At 68.6% G+C, this 17,904-nt stretch carries 14 protein-coding genes and 1 riboswitch; of the genes, 9 read left to right on the top strand and 5 right to left on the bottom strand.

Annotated features, from left to right (window positions below; translation table 11 throughout):
• Positions 1–221 precede the first annotated feature (221 nt).
• The 9 genes from M4D77_RS08395 (at position 222) to M4D77_RS08435 (ending at position 11,732) form a co-directional block, all read left to right on the top strand.
• Positions 222–620 carry a BlaI/MecI/CopY family transcriptional regulator gene (locus tag M4D77_RS08395; RefSeq protein ID WP_159370929.1) on the top strand — a complete coding sequence of 133 codons (399 nt, stop codon included), beginning with the start codon at positions 222–224 and terminating at the stop codon, positions 618–620.
• 44 nt (positions 621–664) lie between these two features.
• On the top strand, positions 665–1,618 hold the full coding sequence (locus tag M4D77_RS08400; RefSeq protein ID WP_226513433.1) for a M56 family metallopeptidase: 954 nt from the start codon (positions 665–667) through the stop codon (positions 1,616–1,618).
• A gap of 86 nt (positions 1,619–1,704) precedes the next feature.
• Positions 1,705–3,162, top strand: a complete 1,458-nt coding sequence (gene gndA / locus M4D77_RS08405; protein ID WP_065629847.1) for an NADP-dependent phosphogluconate dehydrogenase — start codon at positions 1,705–1,707, stop codon at positions 3,160–3,162.
• Between the two features lie 16 nt (positions 3,163–3,178).
• Positions 3,179–4,612: a GuaB1 family IMP dehydrogenase-related protein gene (locus M4D77_RS08410; RefSeq protein ID WP_259936003.1), complete on the top strand. Its 1,434-nt coding sequence runs from the start codon at positions 3,179–3,181 to the stop codon at positions 4,610–4,612.
• A gap of 1 nt (position 4,613) precedes the next feature.
• Complete coding sequence (locus tag M4D77_RS08415) at positions 4,614–6,083, top strand: hemolysin family protein (protein ID WP_259936004.1); 1,470 nt, start codon at positions 4,614–4,616, stop codon at positions 6,081–6,083.
• Complete coding sequence (locus M4D77_RS08420) at positions 6,073–7,149, top strand: hemolysin family protein (protein WP_065629844.1); 1,077 nt, start codon at positions 6,073–6,075, stop codon at positions 7,147–7,149. Before M4D77_RS08415 ends, M4D77_RS08420 begins: the two co-directional genes overlap by 11 nt.
• A complete protein-coding gene (locus M4D77_RS08425; protein WP_396266552.1) occupies positions 7,146–8,090 on the top strand; it encodes a 3-methyladenine DNA glycosylase in 945 nt (314 codons plus the stop codon). Before M4D77_RS08420 ends, M4D77_RS08425 begins: the two co-directional genes overlap by 4 nt.
• Before the next feature lie 36 nt (positions 8,091–8,126).
• Complete coding sequence (locus M4D77_RS08430) at positions 8,127–10,358, top strand: malate synthase G (protein ID WP_259936005.1); 2,232 nt, start codon at positions 8,127–8,129, stop codon at positions 10,356–10,358.
• Between the two features lie 138 nt (positions 10,359–10,496).
• On the top strand, positions 10,497–11,732 hold the full coding sequence (locus tag M4D77_RS08435; RefSeq protein ID WP_259936006.1) for a substrate-binding domain-containing protein: 1,236 nt from the start codon (positions 10,497–10,499) through the stop codon (positions 11,730–11,732).
• A gap of 91 nt (positions 11,733–11,823) precedes the next feature.
• Here the strand turns inward: M4D77_RS08435 and gcvP are convergent, their stop codons facing one another.
• The 5 genes from gcvP to garA form a co-directional block, all read right to left on the bottom strand.
• A complete protein-coding gene (gcvP, locus tag M4D77_RS08440) occupies positions 11,824–14,760 on the bottom strand; it encodes an aminomethyl-transferring glycine dehydrogenase (RefSeq protein ID WP_396266553.1) in 2,937 nt (978 codons plus the stop codon).
• Positions 14,761–14,933: 173 nt separating this feature from the next.
• A riboswitch (glycine riboswitch) is annotated at positions 14,934–15,037 on the bottom strand.
• A gap of 29 nt (positions 15,038–15,066) precedes the next feature.
• Positions 15,067–15,711: a MerR family transcriptional regulator gene (locus tag M4D77_RS08445; RefSeq protein ID WP_068972441.1), complete on the bottom strand. Its 645-nt coding sequence runs from the start codon at positions 15,709–15,711 to the stop codon at positions 15,067–15,069.
• 295 nt (positions 15,712–16,006) lie between these two features.
• Positions 16,007–16,519, bottom strand: a complete 513-nt coding sequence (locus M4D77_RS08450; protein ID WP_055475394.1) for a bifunctional nuclease family protein — start codon at positions 16,517–16,519, stop codon at positions 16,007–16,009.
• Positions 16,520–16,693: 174 nt separating this feature from the next.
• Positions 16,694–17,380, bottom strand: a complete 687-nt coding sequence (locus M4D77_RS08455; RefSeq protein ID WP_055475436.1) for a MerR family transcriptional regulator — start codon at positions 17,378–17,380, stop codon at positions 16,694–16,696.
• 41 nt (positions 17,381–17,421) lie between these two features.
• Entirely contained in the window at positions 17,422–17,874 is a 453-nt protein-coding gene (gene garA / locus M4D77_RS08460; protein WP_055475393.1) for a glycogen accumulation regulator GarA, read from the bottom strand.
• Positions 17,875–17,904: the final 30 nt, after the last annotated feature.

Here is a 17,904-nt window from a genome sequence, read left to right on the forward strand (position 1 = left end):
AGATGCGGGGCCTTCCGTGCCGTGGACCGGGGGTCTCTGCAGCCCTCAGGACTCTCGCGCGGTCCGACGTGACACTTAATGTAGGCTAGCCTTACCAACGTGTCAAGCGCCGCAGAAACGGCCACGTCAACGGCGTGCCGGCCCGCGCGAGCGTCGCTCGGCACACCGGCACGCAACAACTGGGTATCCAGCGGACCCACAAACGGAGGCACAGCAGTAAAATGCGAAAGATGAATGGCCTGGGCGACCTCGAACGCGCTGTGATGGACACGTTGTGGGAGAGTTCGACCCCGCAGACCGTGCGGCAGGTACACGCCGCACTGTCCCGGGACCGTTCCCTCGCGTACACGACCGTCATGACGGTCCTGCAGCGACTGGCGAAGAAGAACCTGGTGACGCAGATCCGCGACGACCGGGCGCATAAATACGTCGCCACCCATCCCCGCGAGGACCTGGTCGCCAGTCTCATGGTCGACGCGCTCAGTGAGGCCGCCGCCCCCGGCTCCCGACACGCGGCGCTGGTGTCCTTCGTCGGTCGCGTGGGCGCCGACGAGGCGGCCGCCCTCCGTTCCGCACTCGATGAACTCGAAGCCGCCCGCGGAACGAGCGACACCGGCTAGATTCGCGGCACCACCACTCGCAGCCCACCCTGAGGAATCACCAGATGACCGCCTTGCTCTTCGGCATCGTCAGCCTGGTGCTCGCCGGACCCGTACCCGAGGCACTGTCCCGGGCCCGCTGGCCGATCCGAGCACCACGCGCGGCGATGACGCTGTGGCAGGCCATTGCCCTGGCCGCCGTGCTGTCGGCGTTCAGCTGTGGCCTGGCGATCGCGGCGAACATCCTCGTGATCGGTCCCGACGGCACCCCGACGACCCACCCGGTCCGTGAGATCGAACGCCTCGGCTGGCCGCTGTGGCTCCTCTGCGTCGGGGTCTTCGTCCTGACCCTGTTCGTCGGCGCGCGGCTGTTCTACACCGTGATCCGCGTCGGCCTGCGCACCCGCGCTCGGCGCAAGGCCCACCGCCAGCTCATCGACATCCTCGACCGCTGTGACCGGACCGACGACGCCGACGACCCGCTCTACGCCCGCGACGTCCGCATGATCGACGTCGAGCAGCCGCTCGCCTACTGCCTGCCCGGCCTCCGCCAGCGTGTTGTGGTCAGCGAAGGCGTCGTACATCGCCTCACCCGGGACGAACTGGTCGCCGTCATCGCGCACGAGCGCGCCCACCTACGTGCCCGGCACGACCTCGTGCTCGAGGCCTTCATCGCACTGCACGAGGCGTTCCCCCGGTTCGTGCGCAGCAGTTCCGCGCTCGGCGCGGCCGAACTCCTCGTCGAGGCACTGGCCGACGACCAGGCCGTCCGCGCGACCACCCCGACGACACTGGGTCGCGCACTGGTCGCCTGCGCCGACGCGGTGGCTCCCCGCGGGGCGATGGCGGTCGGCGGGCCGACGACCCTAACGCGCGTCCACCGCCTCCGCGACGACCGTCCCGCACGCGTTCTCGCGGCCGGCGCCTACATCGCCGCCGCCGCGATCCTGGTCCTGCCGACCCTCGCGGTCGCGATCCCGTGGCTGACCGAGCTCAACCGACTCATGTCGGCGTTCTGACGACTCCTGTCCCCCGGCGGTATCGGACCGCCGTCACACGTGGAGGTAGATCGCCGCTTCGGACACAGAGGCAATAGGCTGTCCGCATGAACAATGTCGACGCATCGTCCTCCTCCGCGAAGGCCCAGATCGGTGTCACCGGCCTGGCCGTCATGGGTTCGAACATCGCACGCAACTTCGCCCGTCACGGGTACACGGTCGCGCTGCACAACCGCAGCATCGCCAAGACCGACGCGCTGCTCGAAAACCACGGCGGCGACGGCAACTTCATCCGCACCGAGACGGTGGCCGAGTTCGTGGCCGCACTCGAGCGTCCGCGCCGGGTCCTCATCATGGTGAAGGCGGGCGACGCGACCGACGCGGTCATCGAGGAACTCGCCGACGCGATGGAGCCGGGCGACATCATCATCGACGGCGGCAACGCCCTCTACACCGACACCATCCGGCGCGAGGCCGCGATGTCGGCCCGCGGACTCAACTTCGTCGGCGCGGGCATCTCCGGCGGCGAAGAGGGCGCGCTCAACGGCCCGTCGATCATGCCGGGCGGACCCGCCGAGTCCTACGAGTCGCTCGGGCCCCTCCTCGAGTCGATCGCCGCCCAGGTCGACGGCGAGCCGTGCTGCACCCACATCGGGCCCGACGGCAGCGGCCACTTCGTCAAGATGGTGCACAACGGCATCGAGTACGCCGACATGCAGCTCATCGGCGAGGCCTACGACCTCATGCGCAAGGCCCTGGACATGCCGGTCTCGGAGATCGCCGACGTCTTCCGTGACTGGAACACCACCGAACTCGAGAGCTACCTGATCGAGATCACCGCGGAGGTCCTCAGCCAGGTCGACGACGAGACCGGCAAGCCGCTGGTCGACGTCATCGTCGACGCCGCGGGTCAGAAGGGCACCGGTCGCTGGACCGTGAAGTCCGCACTCGACCTGGGCATCCCGACGACCGGTATCGCCGAGGCCGTGTTCGCCCGCGCCCTGTCGAGCGCCACCGATCAGCGCGTCGCCGCGCGCGGCCTGTCGTCGGGCAACCTCGGCTCGGCCCCCGCCGACCGCGAGACCTTCGTCAACGACATCAAGACCGCCCTCTACGCCTCCAAGGTCGTCGCCTACGCCCAGGGCTTCGATCAGATCGCCGCCGGCAGCGCCGAGTACGGCTGGGACGTCGACCGCGGAGCGCTGGCCACCATCTGGCGCGGCGGCTGCATCATCCGGGCACAGTTCCTCAACCGCATTCGTGAGGCCTACCACGACGACCCCGCCCTTCCGAGCCTGCTTCTCGCGCCGTACTTCCGCGAAGCCGTCGAGGTCGGCATCGACAGTTGGCGCCGGGTGGTTTCGACCGCGACGCTCCTCGGTATCCCCGTGCCGGCGTTCGCGTCGTCGCTGTCGTACTACGACGGTCTGCGAGCCGAACGCCTGCCGGCCGCGCTCACCCAGGGCCTGCGCGACTACTTCGGCGCGCACACCTACCAGCGCATCGACAAGGAGGGCACGTTCCACACGCTGTGGAGCGGTGACCGCTCGGAAGTGACCGAATAGGAGCCCACGAAGCCCCGTGCGATTCATCGAAGGCCACCGGCCGACACACGATCTGACGTACGACGATCTGTTCATCGTCCCGGGCAGATCGGACGTCAGCTCGCGCTTCGACGTCGACCTGTCGACGTCGGACGGCAGCGGTACCACGATCCCGCTGGTCGTGGCGAACATGACGGCGGTGGCGGGCAAGCGCATGGCCGAGACGGTGGCCCGCCGCGGTGGGCTCGTGGTCCTCCCCCAGGACCTGCCCATCGAGGCGGCCGCCGCGTCCATCGCGTTCGTGAAGTCACGGCACCTGGTGGCCGACACACCCGTCACCCTCGACCCGGACGCGTCGGTCACCGATGCTGTCGCGTTGATCCCGAAGCGTTCCCACGGCGCGGCCGTCGTGGTCGAAGACGGCCGGCCGGTGGGTGTCGTGACCGAGAGACGGTGCCGCGACGTCGACCGGTTCGCCCGGGTCCGCGAGATCGCCGACCCCGACATCGTGACGCTGCCCGTCGACACCCCGCCCCGCGAGGTCTTCGACGCGCTTGGTGACCTACACCTGGGCCTGGCCGTGCTCGTCGAACCCGACGGCCGGCTCGCCGGGGTGCTCAACCGCGTCGGTGCCCTGCGTCATGCGATCTACACGCCGAACCTCGACTCCGCCGGCGCCCTGCGGATCGCGGCGGCCGTCGGCATCAACGGCGACGTCGTGGGCAAGGCTCGTGCGTTGGTCGCCGCGGGAGCGGATCTACTGGTGATCGACACCGCGCACGGCCATCAGGAGAAGATGCTCACCGCGCTGTCCGCGGTCGCCGACGCCGACCTCGGCGTCCCGATCGCGGCCGGCAATGTCGTGTCGGCCGAGGGCACTCTCGACCTCATCGACGCCGGCGCGTCGATCATCAAGGTGGGTGTCGGGCCGGGCGCGATGTGCACCACCCGCATGATGACCGGCGTCGGGCGCCCCCAATTCTCGGCGGTCGCCGAATGCGCCGCAGTCGCCGCGGGACATGGTGCAGCGGTCTGGGCCGACGGCGGTGTCCGACACCCGCGCGATGTCGCGCTCGCACTGGCCGCCGGGGCGTCGAACGTGATGGTCGGCTCGTGGTTCGCCGGGACCCACGAGTCACCGGGCGACCTGCTCGTGGACGAGCGGGGCCCGTACAAGGTGAGTTTCGGCATGGCTTCGAAGCGGGCGGTCGCGGCCCGCTCGAGCGGCGACAGCACCTACGACCTGGCCCGCAAGAGCCTGTTCGAAGAGGGCATCTCGAGTTCACGGATCCGTCTGGATCCGGAGCGGCCCGGCGTCGAGGACGTCATCGACCACATCTGCGCGGGCGTCCGCAGTACGGCGACCTATACCGGCGCCCGCAACCTGCGCGAGCTCCACGACAAGGTGGTGCTCGGCATCCAGTCGCCCGCCGGCTTCGCCGAAGGACGGCCCCTGCCGGGCGGGTGGTGACGTGGAGATCCTGCTCCTGGTCGCGAGTCTCGTCGGATTCATCGCGCTGACGCTCGGGACGGCGCTGTTCGTGGCGGCCGAGTTCTCCCTCACCGCGCTGGAGCGGTCGACGATCACCGCCGACGTGGCCGATCGCGCGGACCGTCGTTCTCGGATGGTCCAGCGCGCGCACTCCACCCTGTCGTTCCAGCTGTCGGGCGCGCAGCTGGGCATCACGATCACGACCCTCATCACCGGCTACATCGCCGAACCGGTCCTCGCCCGGATCCTCCGGCCGCCGCTGACCGCACTCGGCGTCGGCGAGTCGGTGGCCTCGGCGACCTCGCTCATTCTCGCGCTGGTGATCGCGACCTCCCTGTCGATGGTGCTCGGCGAGCTCATCCCGAAGAACCTCGCGATCGCCAAGCCGCTCGCGGTGGCGCGGGCCACCGCCGGCCCGATGACCGTGTTCTCCTCGGTCTTCCGCTGGGCGATCACCGGATTGAACGGCACGGCGAACTGGATCGTCCGGCGTCTCGGCATCGAACCGACCGACGAGCTGGCGTCCGCGCGGTCGCCCCAGGAACTCGTCTCGCTCGTCCGTAACTCGGCACGTCGCGGTGCCCTCGACCAGCAGACGGCGACCCTAGTCGACCGCTCGCTGCGCTTCGGCGAACTCACCGCCGAGGACCTGATGACCCCCCGCGTGACGATCGATTGTCTCGACCGCGCCGACTCGGTCCGCGACCTCGTCATGGCGTCGTCGCGCACCGGGCATTCCCGTTTCCCGGTCGTCATCGACGGCGACCTCGACGACCTCGTCGGGGTCGTGCACATCAAACAGGCCTTCACCGTTCCGCCCGAGCGACAGGCCACCACCTCGGTCACCTCGATCGCCCGGCCGGTGCCACGTGTGCCGGCCAGCCTCGACGGTGACGCGCTGATGGAACGCATCCGCGCCGACGGGATGGAGCTGTGCGTCGTGATCGACGAATACGGCGGGACCGCCGGCATCGTCACCACCGAAGACCTCATCGAGGAGATCCTCGGCGACGTCACCGACGAACACGACGACGAACGCGCCGACGTCGCGGTCGACGGCAACGGTTACCTCTGTGCCGGACTGCTGCGCATCGACGAGCTGTACGACGCCGTCGGCTACCACGCCCCCGAAGGGCCCTACGACACGCTGGGTGGACTCGTCATGTACTGCCTGGGCCGCATTCCCACCGTCGACGACGAGGTGGACCTCCCACGACGCTCGGCCGTCGGCGAGACCGACGACGACACCGCCCAGTCGCCCGACCGCGGCCCGGACGTCACCTGGCGTGCGACCGTCACCCAGATGGACGGACGCCGGGTCGACGTGGTCGCGATCCGGCCGGCTCCCACGGATCAGGTCCGGCCGGCTCACGCGGATCGAGACCTCTCCACCGCTGCCGAACGAAACGGCGAACCGTCGAACATCCAGGAGGACCCGCATGGGCGGTGATCTGTGGGCGGTCGGGCTGACCGTCGTCCTCCTGGCCGGCAACGCGTTCTTCGTGGGTGCCGAGTTCTCCCTGATCTCGGCTCGACGCGACCGCCTCGAAGCCCTCGCCGAGAGCGGCAAGAGCCGTGCGCGAACCGTCATCTACGCCGGCGAACGGCTGTCGCTGATGCTGGCCGGTGCGCAACTCGGCATCACGATCTGTTCGATCCTGCTCGGCCGGGTCGGCGAGCCCGCGGTCGCGCATCTCATCGAGGCGCCGCTGCACCTGGCGCACGTTCCCGATGCCCTTCTCCACCCGATCTCGTTCGCCATCGCGCTGTCGCTGGTCGTGGTGCTGCACATCCTGCTGGGTGAGATGGTGCCGAAGAACATCGCGCTGGCCGGCCCGGAGTCGTCCGCGATGCTCCTCGTGCCGGCACATCTGATGTTCATCCGACTGGTCCGGCCGTTGATCGCGTTCTACAACTGGCTGGCGAACATCTCGCTGCGGCTCCTCCGGGTGGAACCGAAGGACGAACTCGAGTCCACGGTGTCGCTGGGCGAGCTGGCCGAGATGGTCGGCGAGTCCAAGCAGGAAGGCCTCATCGACGCCGAGGAGCACGAACGACTGACCCGCGCCCTGCAGTCCATCGGCCGCACGGTGTCGGAGGTGATGATCCCGCTGGACCAGATGCGCAGTGTCGGTGTGCAGGTGTCCGGTTCCGGCGGTATCGGACCGACGCTGGGTGCCGTGGAAAAAGCGGTCGGCGAGACGGGGTTCTCCCGGTTCCCCGTCCGCGGACCCGACGGCACCTTCACCGGCTATCTGCACCTCAAGGACGTGCTCGACGAGATCCTCGACGAGCACGTCGGATCGGACACCATCATCGGCGTCGACAAGATCCGGCCGCTGCCGGTCATCGATTCGACGACGCCCCTCGACGAGGCCACCGGAGTGCTGCGGCGGACCAGTTCGCATCTCGGCGCGGTGGTCGACGACAGCGGCCGCACCATCGGCATCGTCCCGCTCGCCGATCTGGTGGAGGAGTTCGTCGGCAACGTCCGCGACGAGACACACCGGGTGTGACCACGATGACCGCGCAGCTGGAACATCCGGATCACGGCCTGGCGGCGCAGGTCCTGGACGCCGACGAGTGGCGAGCACGCCGCGACGCCCATCGGCAGGCGGTGGAGGAGCTGATCGGCCCCTACCTCGACGCCCGGCGTCGCGGCGCCCGTCACCCGGTGATCGACTTCTTGTTCACCTACTACTCGTCACGTCCGGCGCACGTGCTGCGCTGGCATCCCGGGTTCGGTGTGACGATCGAGGACGGCGACGAGTTCCTCGGCCTGCGTGGCTACGAGCAGACCGCCGCCGGTGTGAGCGTCAGCGACGCCTATCTCCGGCACCGTGGCGAAGCGCTCGCCGCCGCCGTGGACATGCTCGGCGCCACCGCCCGACGACCCGCTCGGCTCGGCTGTTTCGGCCTGCACGAGTGGGCGATGGTCTACCGCACCGACGACACCCGGCACGACCTGCCGCTGCGATTGGGGTCCGCGGGCACCGACGCGGTCGTCGAGTCCATGCCGCTGCGGTGCACCCACTTCGACGCCTTCCGGTTCTTCACCGACCCGGCGCGTTCGCGCAACGACACCACGCTGAGCCGTGTGTCGCAGATCGCGCACGAACAACCGGGTTGCCTGCACGCGACGATGGACCTCTACCGGTACTGCTTCACCCTCGCGCCACTCGTGCCGTCGGACCTGACGCTCGACTGCTTCGCGCTGGCACTCCGAGCCCGCGACCTCGACATGCGCGCCAGTCCCTACGATCTCAGCGACCTCGGTTACGAGCCGGTCCGCATCGAGACAGCCGCCGGCAGGGCCGACTACGTGCGCGAGCAGTCGGCGATCGCCGAACGGGGAATGACCCTGCGGACGCGGTTGCTCACCATCTGTACGGAGCTCGCGGACCTCGCGACCGTGCCCGGCGGGAGGCGCCTGCCGTCCGCCGTTACCGACGAGTAGCATGTATGCGTCGTCATTCGCTCGAGAAAGGCTGCCATGTCTGACCGGATCACCGTCAACGGGTTGCAGGTCGCTACCGTCCTGCACGACTTCATCAACAACGAGGCGTTGCCCGGTACCGGTGTAGATGCGGACGCCTTCTGGGCCGGTGCGGCGTCGGTCATCGCCGATCTCGCCCCGCGCAACCGTGAACTGCTCGCCGTCCGCGACGACCTGCAGACCAAGCTCGACGCCTGGCACCGCGATCACAAGGACGCCGACCTCACCCCCGGCAGCGCCGACTTCGACTCCTACAAGTCGTTCCTGACCGAGATCGGCTACCTCGCTGAGGTCCCCGCCGACTTCCAGATCACCACGTCGAACGTCGACCGCGAGATCGCCGACACCGCGGGCCCGCAGCTCGTGGTCCCGATCCTCAACGCGCGGTTCGCGCTGAATGCCTCGAACGCCCGCTGGGGTTCGCTGTACGACGCGCTCTACGGCACCGACGCGATCTCCGAGGCCGACGGCGCGGAGAAGGGTTCGTCGTACAACAAGGTGCGCGGTGACAAGGTCATCGCCTACGCCAAGGACTTCCTCGACCAGGCCGTGCCGCTCGAACAGTGCAGCTACACCGATGTGCGGGCGTTCGCCGTCACCGACGGCTCGCTGCAGGTGACGCTCGACGGCGACAAGACCTCCACCCTGGCCGACCCGACCGCGTTCGTCGGCTACCGCGGCGACGCGGCTTCGCCGACCTCGATCCTGCTGCGCAACAATGGCCTTCACCTCGACATCGAGATCGATCCGTCCTCGCCCATCGGTTCCACCGACCCGGCCGGCATCAAGGACGTCGTCGTCGAATCCGCGATCACCACGATCATGGACTTCGAGGACTCGGTCGCCGCGGTCGACGCCGAGGACAAGGTCGTCGGGTACCGGAACTGGCTGGGCCTCAACAAGGGCGACCTGTCCGAAGAGGTCACCAAGGGCGGCAAGACCTTCACGCGCGTGCTCAACGGCAACCGCGAGTACACCGCGCCGGACGGCACCACCTTCGACCTGCACGGGCGTTCGCTGCTGTTCGTCCGCAACGTGGGCCACCTGATGACCAACGACGCGATTCTCGACGCCGACGGCAACGAGGTCCCCGAGGGCATCCTCGACGGTCTGATCACGTCACTGATCGGCATCCACGGTTTGAGCGGCGCCGGGAGCGAAGCGAGCGGGCCGAATGGATCGCAAGCAGAGGGTCTACAGAACTCGCGGGCCGGATCGGTCTACATCGTGAAGCCGAAGATGCACGGCCCCGACGAGGTCGCCTTCACCGTCGAACTGTTCGGCCGCGTGGAGAAGGTCCTCGGCCTGCCCGAGAACACGCTCAAGGTCGGGATCATGGACGAGGAGCGCCGCACGACGGTGAACCTGAAGGCCTGCATCAAGGCGGCACAGGAACGCGTCGTCTTCATCAACACTGGCTTCCTCGACCGCACCGGCGACGAGATCCACACGTCCATGGAGGCCGGGCCGATGGTCCGCAAGGCCGAGATGAAGCAGCAGACCTGGATCGGCGCGTACGAGAACTTCAACGTCGACACCGGTCTGCACGCGGGCCTGCAGCACAAGGCGCAGATCGGAAAGGGCATGTGGGCCATGCCCGACCTGATGGCCGACATGCTCGAGCAGAAGATCGGGCACCCGAAGGCCGGCGCCACGACCGCGTGGGTCCCCTCGCCGACGGCCGCGACCCTGCACGCGCTGCACTACCACCTCGTCGACGTCTTCGAGCGCCAGGACGAGATCGCCAAGCGCGATCCCGCCCGGGTCGAGGACGTCCTCACCATCCCGCTCGCGCCGAAGACGGACTGGTCCGACGAGGAGAAGCAGCAGGAACTCGACAACAACTGCCAGTCCATCCTGGGTTACGTGGTGCGATGGATCGACCAGGGTGTCGGCTGCTCCAAGGTCCCCGACATCCACGACGTCGCTCTCATGGAAGACCGTGCGACGCTTCGGATCTCGAGCCAGCTGCTGGCGAACTGGCTGCGCCACGGCATCGTGGCGGAGTCCGATGTCGTCGCATCCCTCGAGCGGATGGCCCCGGTCGTCGACCGGCAGAACGCCGGTGACCCGACCTACCGCCCGCTGGCGCCGGACTTCGACTCCAACATCGCCTTCCAGGCGGCCAAGGAGTTGATCCTCGAGGGCACGACGCAGCCGAGCGGCTACACCGAGCCGATCCTGCACCGCCGCCGCCGCGAGTACAAGGCAGCCAACCCGGCCGGCTGAGCACCGGGTTCCACGTAGGCGATACGACCGTGCCGAACCGCCGAGGATCGGCACGGCGTATCGTCGTACCCTGCACTGCGCACCGGCTCGCCACGGCCGACCGGGCGAGGGACGCACTGAGCAGGGAGGGCATCGGCGTTGGCACATCACCGGAGTAGCGGCGGGGAGAGCATCCGAAGCCGCGGCGTGAGCCGAGGTGTCGTCGCCGCACTCTTGTCGATCCTGCTCGTCGCGGCCGTCGTCGTCATCTGGCAGGACCTCGGCGATCAGATCGATCGCCAGGCCGAGGAGGCCGCCGCGCAGTGCGTCGAGGGTCGTGAGTCGGTACCGATCGTCGCCGATCCGGATATCGCGCCGGGACTGGCGGCCGTCGCCCGCAACTTCGGCGAGACGAACCCCGTCGTGCGCGACAAATGCGTCAGTGTCGACGTCCGGCCGGGCGACGCGAAGATCACCCTCGACGGTCTGTCGGGGTCTTGGGACACCGAGTCAATGGGCGCGTACCCGGCCGCCTGGGTGCCGCAGTCGTCGGTGTGGTCGGCAGATCTGGCGGCGGCGAAACCCGATGCGATCGAGGGCAACACCCGATCACTGGTCTCGACGCCGGTCGTGCTGGCGGTGTCCCCTGAGCTCAACAGCTCCCTGGCCGGCCGCCTCGACTGGTCACAGATCCCCACCCTGCAGCGCCGCGACAACTCACTCGCCGACTTCGGACTCCAGGGTTGGGGATCGTTGCGCATGGCGATGCCGATCGGCGCACAATCCGACGCCAGCGCGTTGGCCGCCCAGGCGGTCGCGACACGCGTCACCCGGACCACCGGACCGCTGACCACCGCCGACGCCGAGTCGCCGCGGGTCAGTTCGAGTGTCCGCGCCATGCTGGAGGGCGCGCCGCTCTCCCCGGACGGGACACCCCAGGGCGCGGCAACGGCCATCGCCGACGCACCGGACGCGGCCCGAGCGGAGATCCACGTCGTGCCCATCACCGAGCAACGCCTGTTCCAGATGACCCGCGAGGACGACCGCGCACGCCTGGCCGAACTCATCCCGTCGGGTCCGACTCCGATCGCCGACTACCCCGTCATCCGGATGTCGGGTCCCGAGGTCTCCGAGTCGGCAGCCGATGCCGTCGCCGAGTTCATCCAGTTCGCCTCGGAGCCCGAGCAGTTGCAGTTGCTGACCGAGCTCGGTTTCCGCGGCGACGCCCCGATGCCCTCCCCGACCCCGACCGTGACGTTCCCGCGCACGCCCGATCCGATGCCGACACCCGAGAACGGCGCGATCGTCGCCATCAACCGGCTCGTCTACGGGCCGGCCAGCGTTCCGGCGAGCTCCACGCCGCCCTCGGTGCCGTCGGGAAGCGCGGGGGGTTAGAGCTCGCGAGGACGGGTCGCTTCGACACGGCTCGTCGCTACGCTCCTCACCTGCTCAACGAACAGGTGAGGAGCTTAAGACGATGAAGAAGTCAGCTGCTGTAGGCCTCGATCGGCGGGCAGCTGCACACCAGGTTGCGGTCGCCGTACACCCCGTCGATCCGCCGGACGGCGGGCCACACCTTCGCCCGGCCACCTGCGGACGGCAGTCCCTGCGGGTAGACAGCGAGTTCCCGCGAGTACGGGTGATCCCACTCGCCGACGAGCGACTCGGCCGTGTGCGGGGCGCCGCGGAGCGGATTGTCCTCGGCGGGCCACTCCCCTCGTCCGACGAGTTCGATCTCGCCGCGGATGGCGATCATCGCATCGCAGAACGCGTCGATCTCGTCGAGGTTCTCGCTCTCGGTGGGCTCCACCATCAGCGTGCCGGCCACCGGGAAACTCATGGTCGGCGCGTGAAATCCGTAGTCGGCGAGTCGTTTCGCCACGTCGTCGACGGTGACGCCGGTGGCCTTGGTGATGGCCCGGAGGTCGAGGATGCACTCGTGGGCGACGAAGCCGTCCTCGCCGGTGTAGAGCACCGGATAGTGCTCACCGAGCCGCTTGGCGACGTAGTTGGCGGCGGTGATCGCCGTGAGCGTCGCCCGCCGGAGACCGTCCGCGCCCATCATCGCGATGTAGGCATAGGTGATCGGCAGGATCGCCGCCGAGCCATACGGGGCCGCGGCGATCGTGGCCGACCCGGGCAGCTCGTCGGCGAGCGGGTGTCCGGGGAGGAACGGGGCCAGATGCTCCCGGACCGCGACGGGTCCGACGCCGGGCCCGCCGCCGCCGTGCGGGATGCAGAACGTCTTGTGCAGGTTGAGATGGCTGACGTCACCGCCGAAATGACCCGGCCGCGCGACACCGACAAGCGCGTTGAGGTTGGCGCCGTCCACGTAGACCTGGCCGCCGGCGTCGTGCACGGCGCCGCAGACGTCGCGGACGTCGTGCTCGAAGACGCCGTGCGTCGACGGGTACGTGATCATGATCGCCGCTACCCGGCCTTCGTTCGCGGCGATCTTGGCGCGCAGATCGTCGAGGTCGACGTCGCCGTTCTCGCGGCACCCGACCACCACGACGCGCATCCCGGCCATGACCGCCGACGCGGCATTGGTGCCGTGGGCGCTCGACGGGATGAGGCAGACATCCCGGTCGACGTCGCCGCGGCTGAGGTGGTAGCCGCGGATCGCGAGCAGTCCCGCGAACTCCCCCTGTGAACCCGCATTGGGCTGGAGGCTGACGCGGTCGTAACCGGTGACCGCCACGAGCCAGCCCTCGAGCGTGGTGATCAGCTCGCGGATTCCCCCGGTGTCGTCGGCCGGGGCGAAGGGGTGCAGCTGGGCGAAGCCGGGCCACGTGATGGGTTCCATCTCGGTGGTGGCGTTGAGTTTCATCGTGCACGACCCGAGCGGGATCATGCTGCGGTCGAGCGCGATGTCCTTGTCCGACAGGGCCCGCAGGTAACGCAGCATCGCGGTCTCGGTGCGATACCGGTTGAACGCCGGGTGGGTCAGGTACTCGCTGGTGCGATTCTCGATCGGCTGCGCGAGTGCCCGCGGGGTGACGCCGGCGACGTCGAAGGCCCGCAGGACGGCATCGATGTCGGCGTCGGTCGTCGTCTCGTCACAGGCGATGCCGATGGTGTCGGCGTCGACGCGTCGCAGGTTGATCCCGTCGTGGCGGGCGCGGGCGAGGATCGTGTCGGCCTGACCGGGTGCGTGCACCTCGACGGTGTCGAAGAAGTTCGCGTGTGCCACCGAGAACCCGCCCGCGGCGATCGAGTCGGCGATCCGGGCCGCTGCGTCGTGGGTGCGTCGTGCGATGGCACGCAGGCCGTCCGCCCCGTGGTACGAGGCGTACATGGCGGCCATCACCGCCAGCAGCACTTGCGCGGTGCAGATGTTGCTCGTGGCCTTCTCCCGGCGGATGTGCTGTTCGCGGGTCTGCAGCGCGAGTCGGTAGGCCAGGTTGCCGTCGGCATCCTTGGAGATGCCGACGAGCCGCCCGGGAAGCTGTCGGGCGTGCTTCGACCCGACGGCGAGGTAACCCGCGTGCGGTCCGCCGAAGCCCATCGGCACACCGAAGCGTTGCGTCGTGCCGAAGCAGACGTCGGCTCCCTGCTCGCCGGGCGGCGTGACCAGTGTCATCGCCAGGAGATCGGCACCGGCCGCGACGAGAGCGCCGCGCTCGTGCGCGGCGTCGACGATCGCGGTGGCGTCGACGATGCGACCCGATGCGCCGGGCACCTGGAGGATCACGCCGAAGAAATCGCCGTCCGGCAGTCCGCATCCGGGCAGATCGGGGTGCAACGAGGCCTCGACGACCTCGATGCCCAGGGGCTCGGCGCGCGTGTCGAGGACGGCACGCGTCTGCGGGAACAGGTCCGCGTCGACGATCACGCGGTTCGACTTCGACTTGCCCGCGCGACGCATCAGCGTCATCGCCTCGGCGGCCGCGGTGGCCTCGTCGAGCATGGAGGCATTGGCCACCTCCATGCCGGTGAGGTCGGCGACCATGGTCTGGAAGTTCAGCAGCGCCTCGAGACGTCCCTGGCTGATCTCCGGCTGATATGGCGTGTACGCGGTGTACCAGGCGGGGTTCTCCAGCACGTTGCGCAGGATGACGCCGGGCGTGTGGGTTCCGTAGTAGCCGAGCCCGATCATCGACCGGGCCACGGTGTTACGGGCTGCGAGGTCACCGAGTTGTGCGAGGACCGCACTCTCGCTCAGCGGTTCGGGCAGCGCCCCCAGGACGTCGGAATCGAGTTCGTCGGCGATGACGGCGGGTATGACACGGTGCGCCAGATCATCGAGGGAAGCCGCGCCGATCGCCTCGAGCATCCGGCGGGTCTCGTCGGCGTCCGGACCGACATGGCGGTCGACGAAGGCGGCCGACACCTGGGGAGCGGCCCGTGTGGGGTCCGGGCCGGATCCGTCTGGGCTAGATCCTTCTGGGGCGTCGGACGGGGTCGCTTCAGTGGTGGACACGGTGGCGGGCAACCTCTCGCAGGCGCCGGTACACGGACCGGCTGTTGACCCTCCCCCTCTGTCATGTCTTCGGCCACAGCCGATGTGACGCCTGAGAGATTCGGCGCCGCGCAACTCTGCGCGACCGCCTTTCACCGTGGGCGGACGACGGATCGTCACTTTCCAGAGACGTCGTCACCACCGCGGTCCTGGGTGCCTGAGAGTTTGACGGAGAGGTGTTGCTCCTTCGGCGGCCGCCGGCGATGAGTATCCGACGGCGCTCTCCCGCAGCGTAGCGACGCGGGGCCAGTCTACGCGGAGTCTCGACTACCCGGTGCGACGGGCGCGGTTCTTGCGTCGCGCAGCGAGTTCGTCCTCGGGTGCGGTCTCACTGACACCGCCGTCGGCCCGCTCGCCGGGGAAGTCGGCGATGGTGCCGGTGAGTTCGCGCATCGCGCCGCTGACGGCGATGCCGAACACGCCCTGCCCGCCTTGCAGGAGGTCGACGACCTCTTCGGCCGAGGTGCACTCGTACACGGTCGTACCGTCCGAGAACAGGGTGATCTTCGCGAGGTCCTCGACACCGCGCTGACGGAGGTGGTCGACGGCGACGCGGATGTTCTGCAGGGAGATCCCGGTGTCGAGCAGACGCTTGACGATCTTGAGGACGAGGATGTCCTTGAACGAGTACAGGCGCTGGCTTCCGGAACCAGCCGCTCCACGGATCGACGGGACGACCAGCGAGGTGCGGGCCCAGTAGTCGAGCTGGCGGTAGGTGATCCCGGCGATCTGGCAGGCGCTCGGCACCCGGTAGCCGACGAGCTCGTCGGGCACCGTGTCGTCCGGGAAGAGGCCCGGGGCGATGTCGCCGAGACTGCCCTGGGTCGGGACGGCGTCGGGACGCTGGACCACCGGACGATCGGGTGACTGGTCGCTCGACGTCGTTTCGCTGTCGACCGGACGATCGCCCACTTCTGACTCCCTCGCAAAGCTCGGATCGGACGCCGCACCACGGTGCCTGACGTCCACGTCCACAGTACGCGGTCCAGGCTGTTTCCGGTCGGCCGATCATCTTCATCGGCCCGTGTCCGGTGCTCGATGTCGCTGATGACGCTATGCGGCGGAGGACGGTGGATCAACGCGACTCGCCACGACACTCAACCTCAACTTGAGATCAAGACAAATGGTGATCGGGCGGTGTCGATTCCGTGATCTGAGTTTCGGTTCCGGTCGGCGAACACGTTCGTCGACGAATTCCACGAACCGGTCAGGCGCCGCTTGCCTTGAAGTCGTCCGGGGACACGTTGTCGAGGAACTCCTTGAACTTCTCGACCTCGTCCTCTTTGACCTCTTCGGGCTGCACCTCGGCGGACTCGTCGGAATCCTCGTCCGGGATCAGCAACCCCGCCTCGGCGAGAACCTCTTCGTCGGCGATGATCGGCACCTCGGCACGCATCGCGACCGCGATCGAATCCGACGGCCGCGCCGACACCCGCAGGTCGCCGGTGAAGATCATCTCGGCGTAGAAGGTGCCCTCCTGCATGTCGACGATCCGGACCTCGACGAGGGTCTGCCCGAACTCCTTGATGAGGTTCACGATCAAATCGTGGGTCAGCGGACGAGGAGGCTCGATCCCCTTCTGCCGCAACGCAATCGACGCAGCTTCACTCTGCCCGATCCAGATCGGCAGGTAGCGTTCGCCCTCGACCTCGCGCAGCAACAACACCGGCTGACTCTGCGGGGGTTCGACCCTGATGCCCACCACACGCATCTCGCTCATCTCGCACCTCCCAGACGCCTTGTACGGCGCTCGATTCAGTGACCTCGACGCTACACCGACTGAGCGGACAGCGGCGGCCGACTCGCGGCGCCCCAGCGGATCCCCTCAGCGGATGCCCTCGGCGGATCGTCGCTGTTCAGTCCGGTGCGGCGGCCGCACGCGCGCACCGCGATCTCAGTCCAGCGCACCCTTGACGGCCGCCTTGACCAACTGCGTGTGCAGCGTCACCGACAAGGCCGCGATCTCGCGCACGAGTTCCTCGGCGCGGTCCCGCGCACCGGTGCCCTTGCCCTTGGCGATCGGGTTGGCGATCTGGGCGACGAGGCCCGCCTCGCGATCTGCGGACACCTTGAATGCCCGGAGATGACGCGTCTCCAGGCCGTAACTGGCCAGGGCCGCGGCCGCCTCGACGAGCCGTACGGCGTCCTCGTCGAAGAACCCGGCGGGCCCGGCGGTCAACAGGCCGTTGCGCTGGAGTTCGGTGACGAACGCCGAATCCACCCCGGTGCGTTCGATCAGCGACTCCCGGGAGACGCGTCCGGCGCGCGCACCGAAGTCGGTGGCCGGCGCCACGGTCCCGCGGGCCGCGGATAGCACGCGCGTCCCGCCGGGACCGAAGCCGCCGTTGCCGTTGTCGATCGCGTCGAGCTGTTCCTTGATCACCTTCAGCGGGAGATACCGGTCCCGCTGCGCGGTCAGCACGAACCGCAGCCGTTCGCAGTCGGCCTGACTGAACCGCCGATACCCCGACGGAGCCCGCTCCGGGGTCACCAGACCCTCCGACTCCAAGAATCGGATCTTCGAGATCGTGATGTCCGGGAAGTCATCACGCAATTGGGCGAGAACCGTGCCGATCGACATCGATCCTTCGCCGCGGGGGGCCGTGGACGCCGTCACGGGTGTCAGGCGTCTGCTTCGTCGCGGGGACCGCTGAGGAACACCAGACGGAACTTGCCGATCTGAACCTCGTCGCCATTGCTCAGCGACGCGGTGTCGACCGGCTCGCGGTTGACGTACGTGCCGTTGAGGCTGCCCACGTCGACGACCTGAAAGTCGTTGTCGCCGAGACGGAACTCGGCGTGACGACGGCTGACGGTCACGTCGTCGAGGAAGATGTCGCTGTCGGGGTGCCGGCCGGCCGAGGTCGTCGGCTGATCGAGGAGGAACCGCGACCCCGCATTGGGTCCTCGCTTCACGACAAGCAGCGCGGTCCCGGGAGCGAGTCGTTCGACCCCCGTGTCGGCCGGCTCACTCGAGGTGCTGGTCCCGGCATCGAGTTCATTGATGAACTCCTCCCGGAACACCGATGTGGTCTCCACCGGCGCCTCGAAGTCCCTGTCGTTTTCGCTCACCACTTCTCCTTCGTCGTCGTCAGTGTCGACCGC

The sequence above is a fragment of the Gordonia sp. p3-SID1431 genome (assembly GCF_025143765.1).
GTDB classification, from domain to species: domain Bacteria; phylum Actinomycetota; class Actinomycetes; order Mycobacteriales; family Mycobacteriaceae; genus Gordonia; species Gordonia hongkongensis.

Coding starts and splice junctions, on each gene's coding strand:
- M4D77_RS08420 (WP_065629844.1), top strand. CDS start 6,073: ATGGGCGGTGATCTGTGGGCGGTCGGGCTGACCGTCGTCCTCCTGGCC.
- M4D77_RS08455 (WP_055475436.1), bottom strand. CDS start 17,380: ATGTCGATCGGCACGGTTCTCGCCCAATTGCGTGATGACTTCCCGGAC.
- M4D77_RS08450 (WP_055475394.1), bottom strand. CDS start 16,519: ATGAGCGAGATGCGTGTGGTGGGCATCAGGGTCGAACCCCCGCAGAGT.
- gndA (WP_065629847.1), top strand. CDS start 1,705: ATGAACAATGTCGACGCATCGTCCTCCTCCGCGAAGGCCCAGATCGGT.
- M4D77_RS08400 (WP_226513433.1), top strand. CDS start 665: ATGACCGCCTTGCTCTTCGGCATCGTCAGCCTGGTGCTCGCCGGACCC.
- M4D77_RS08395 (WP_159370929.1), top strand. CDS start 222: ATGCGAAAGATGAATGGCCTGGGCGACCTCGAACGCGCTGTGATGGAC.
- M4D77_RS08430 (WP_259936005.1), top strand. CDS start 8,127: ATGTCTGACCGGATCACCGTCAACGGGTTGCAGGTCGCTACCGTCCTG.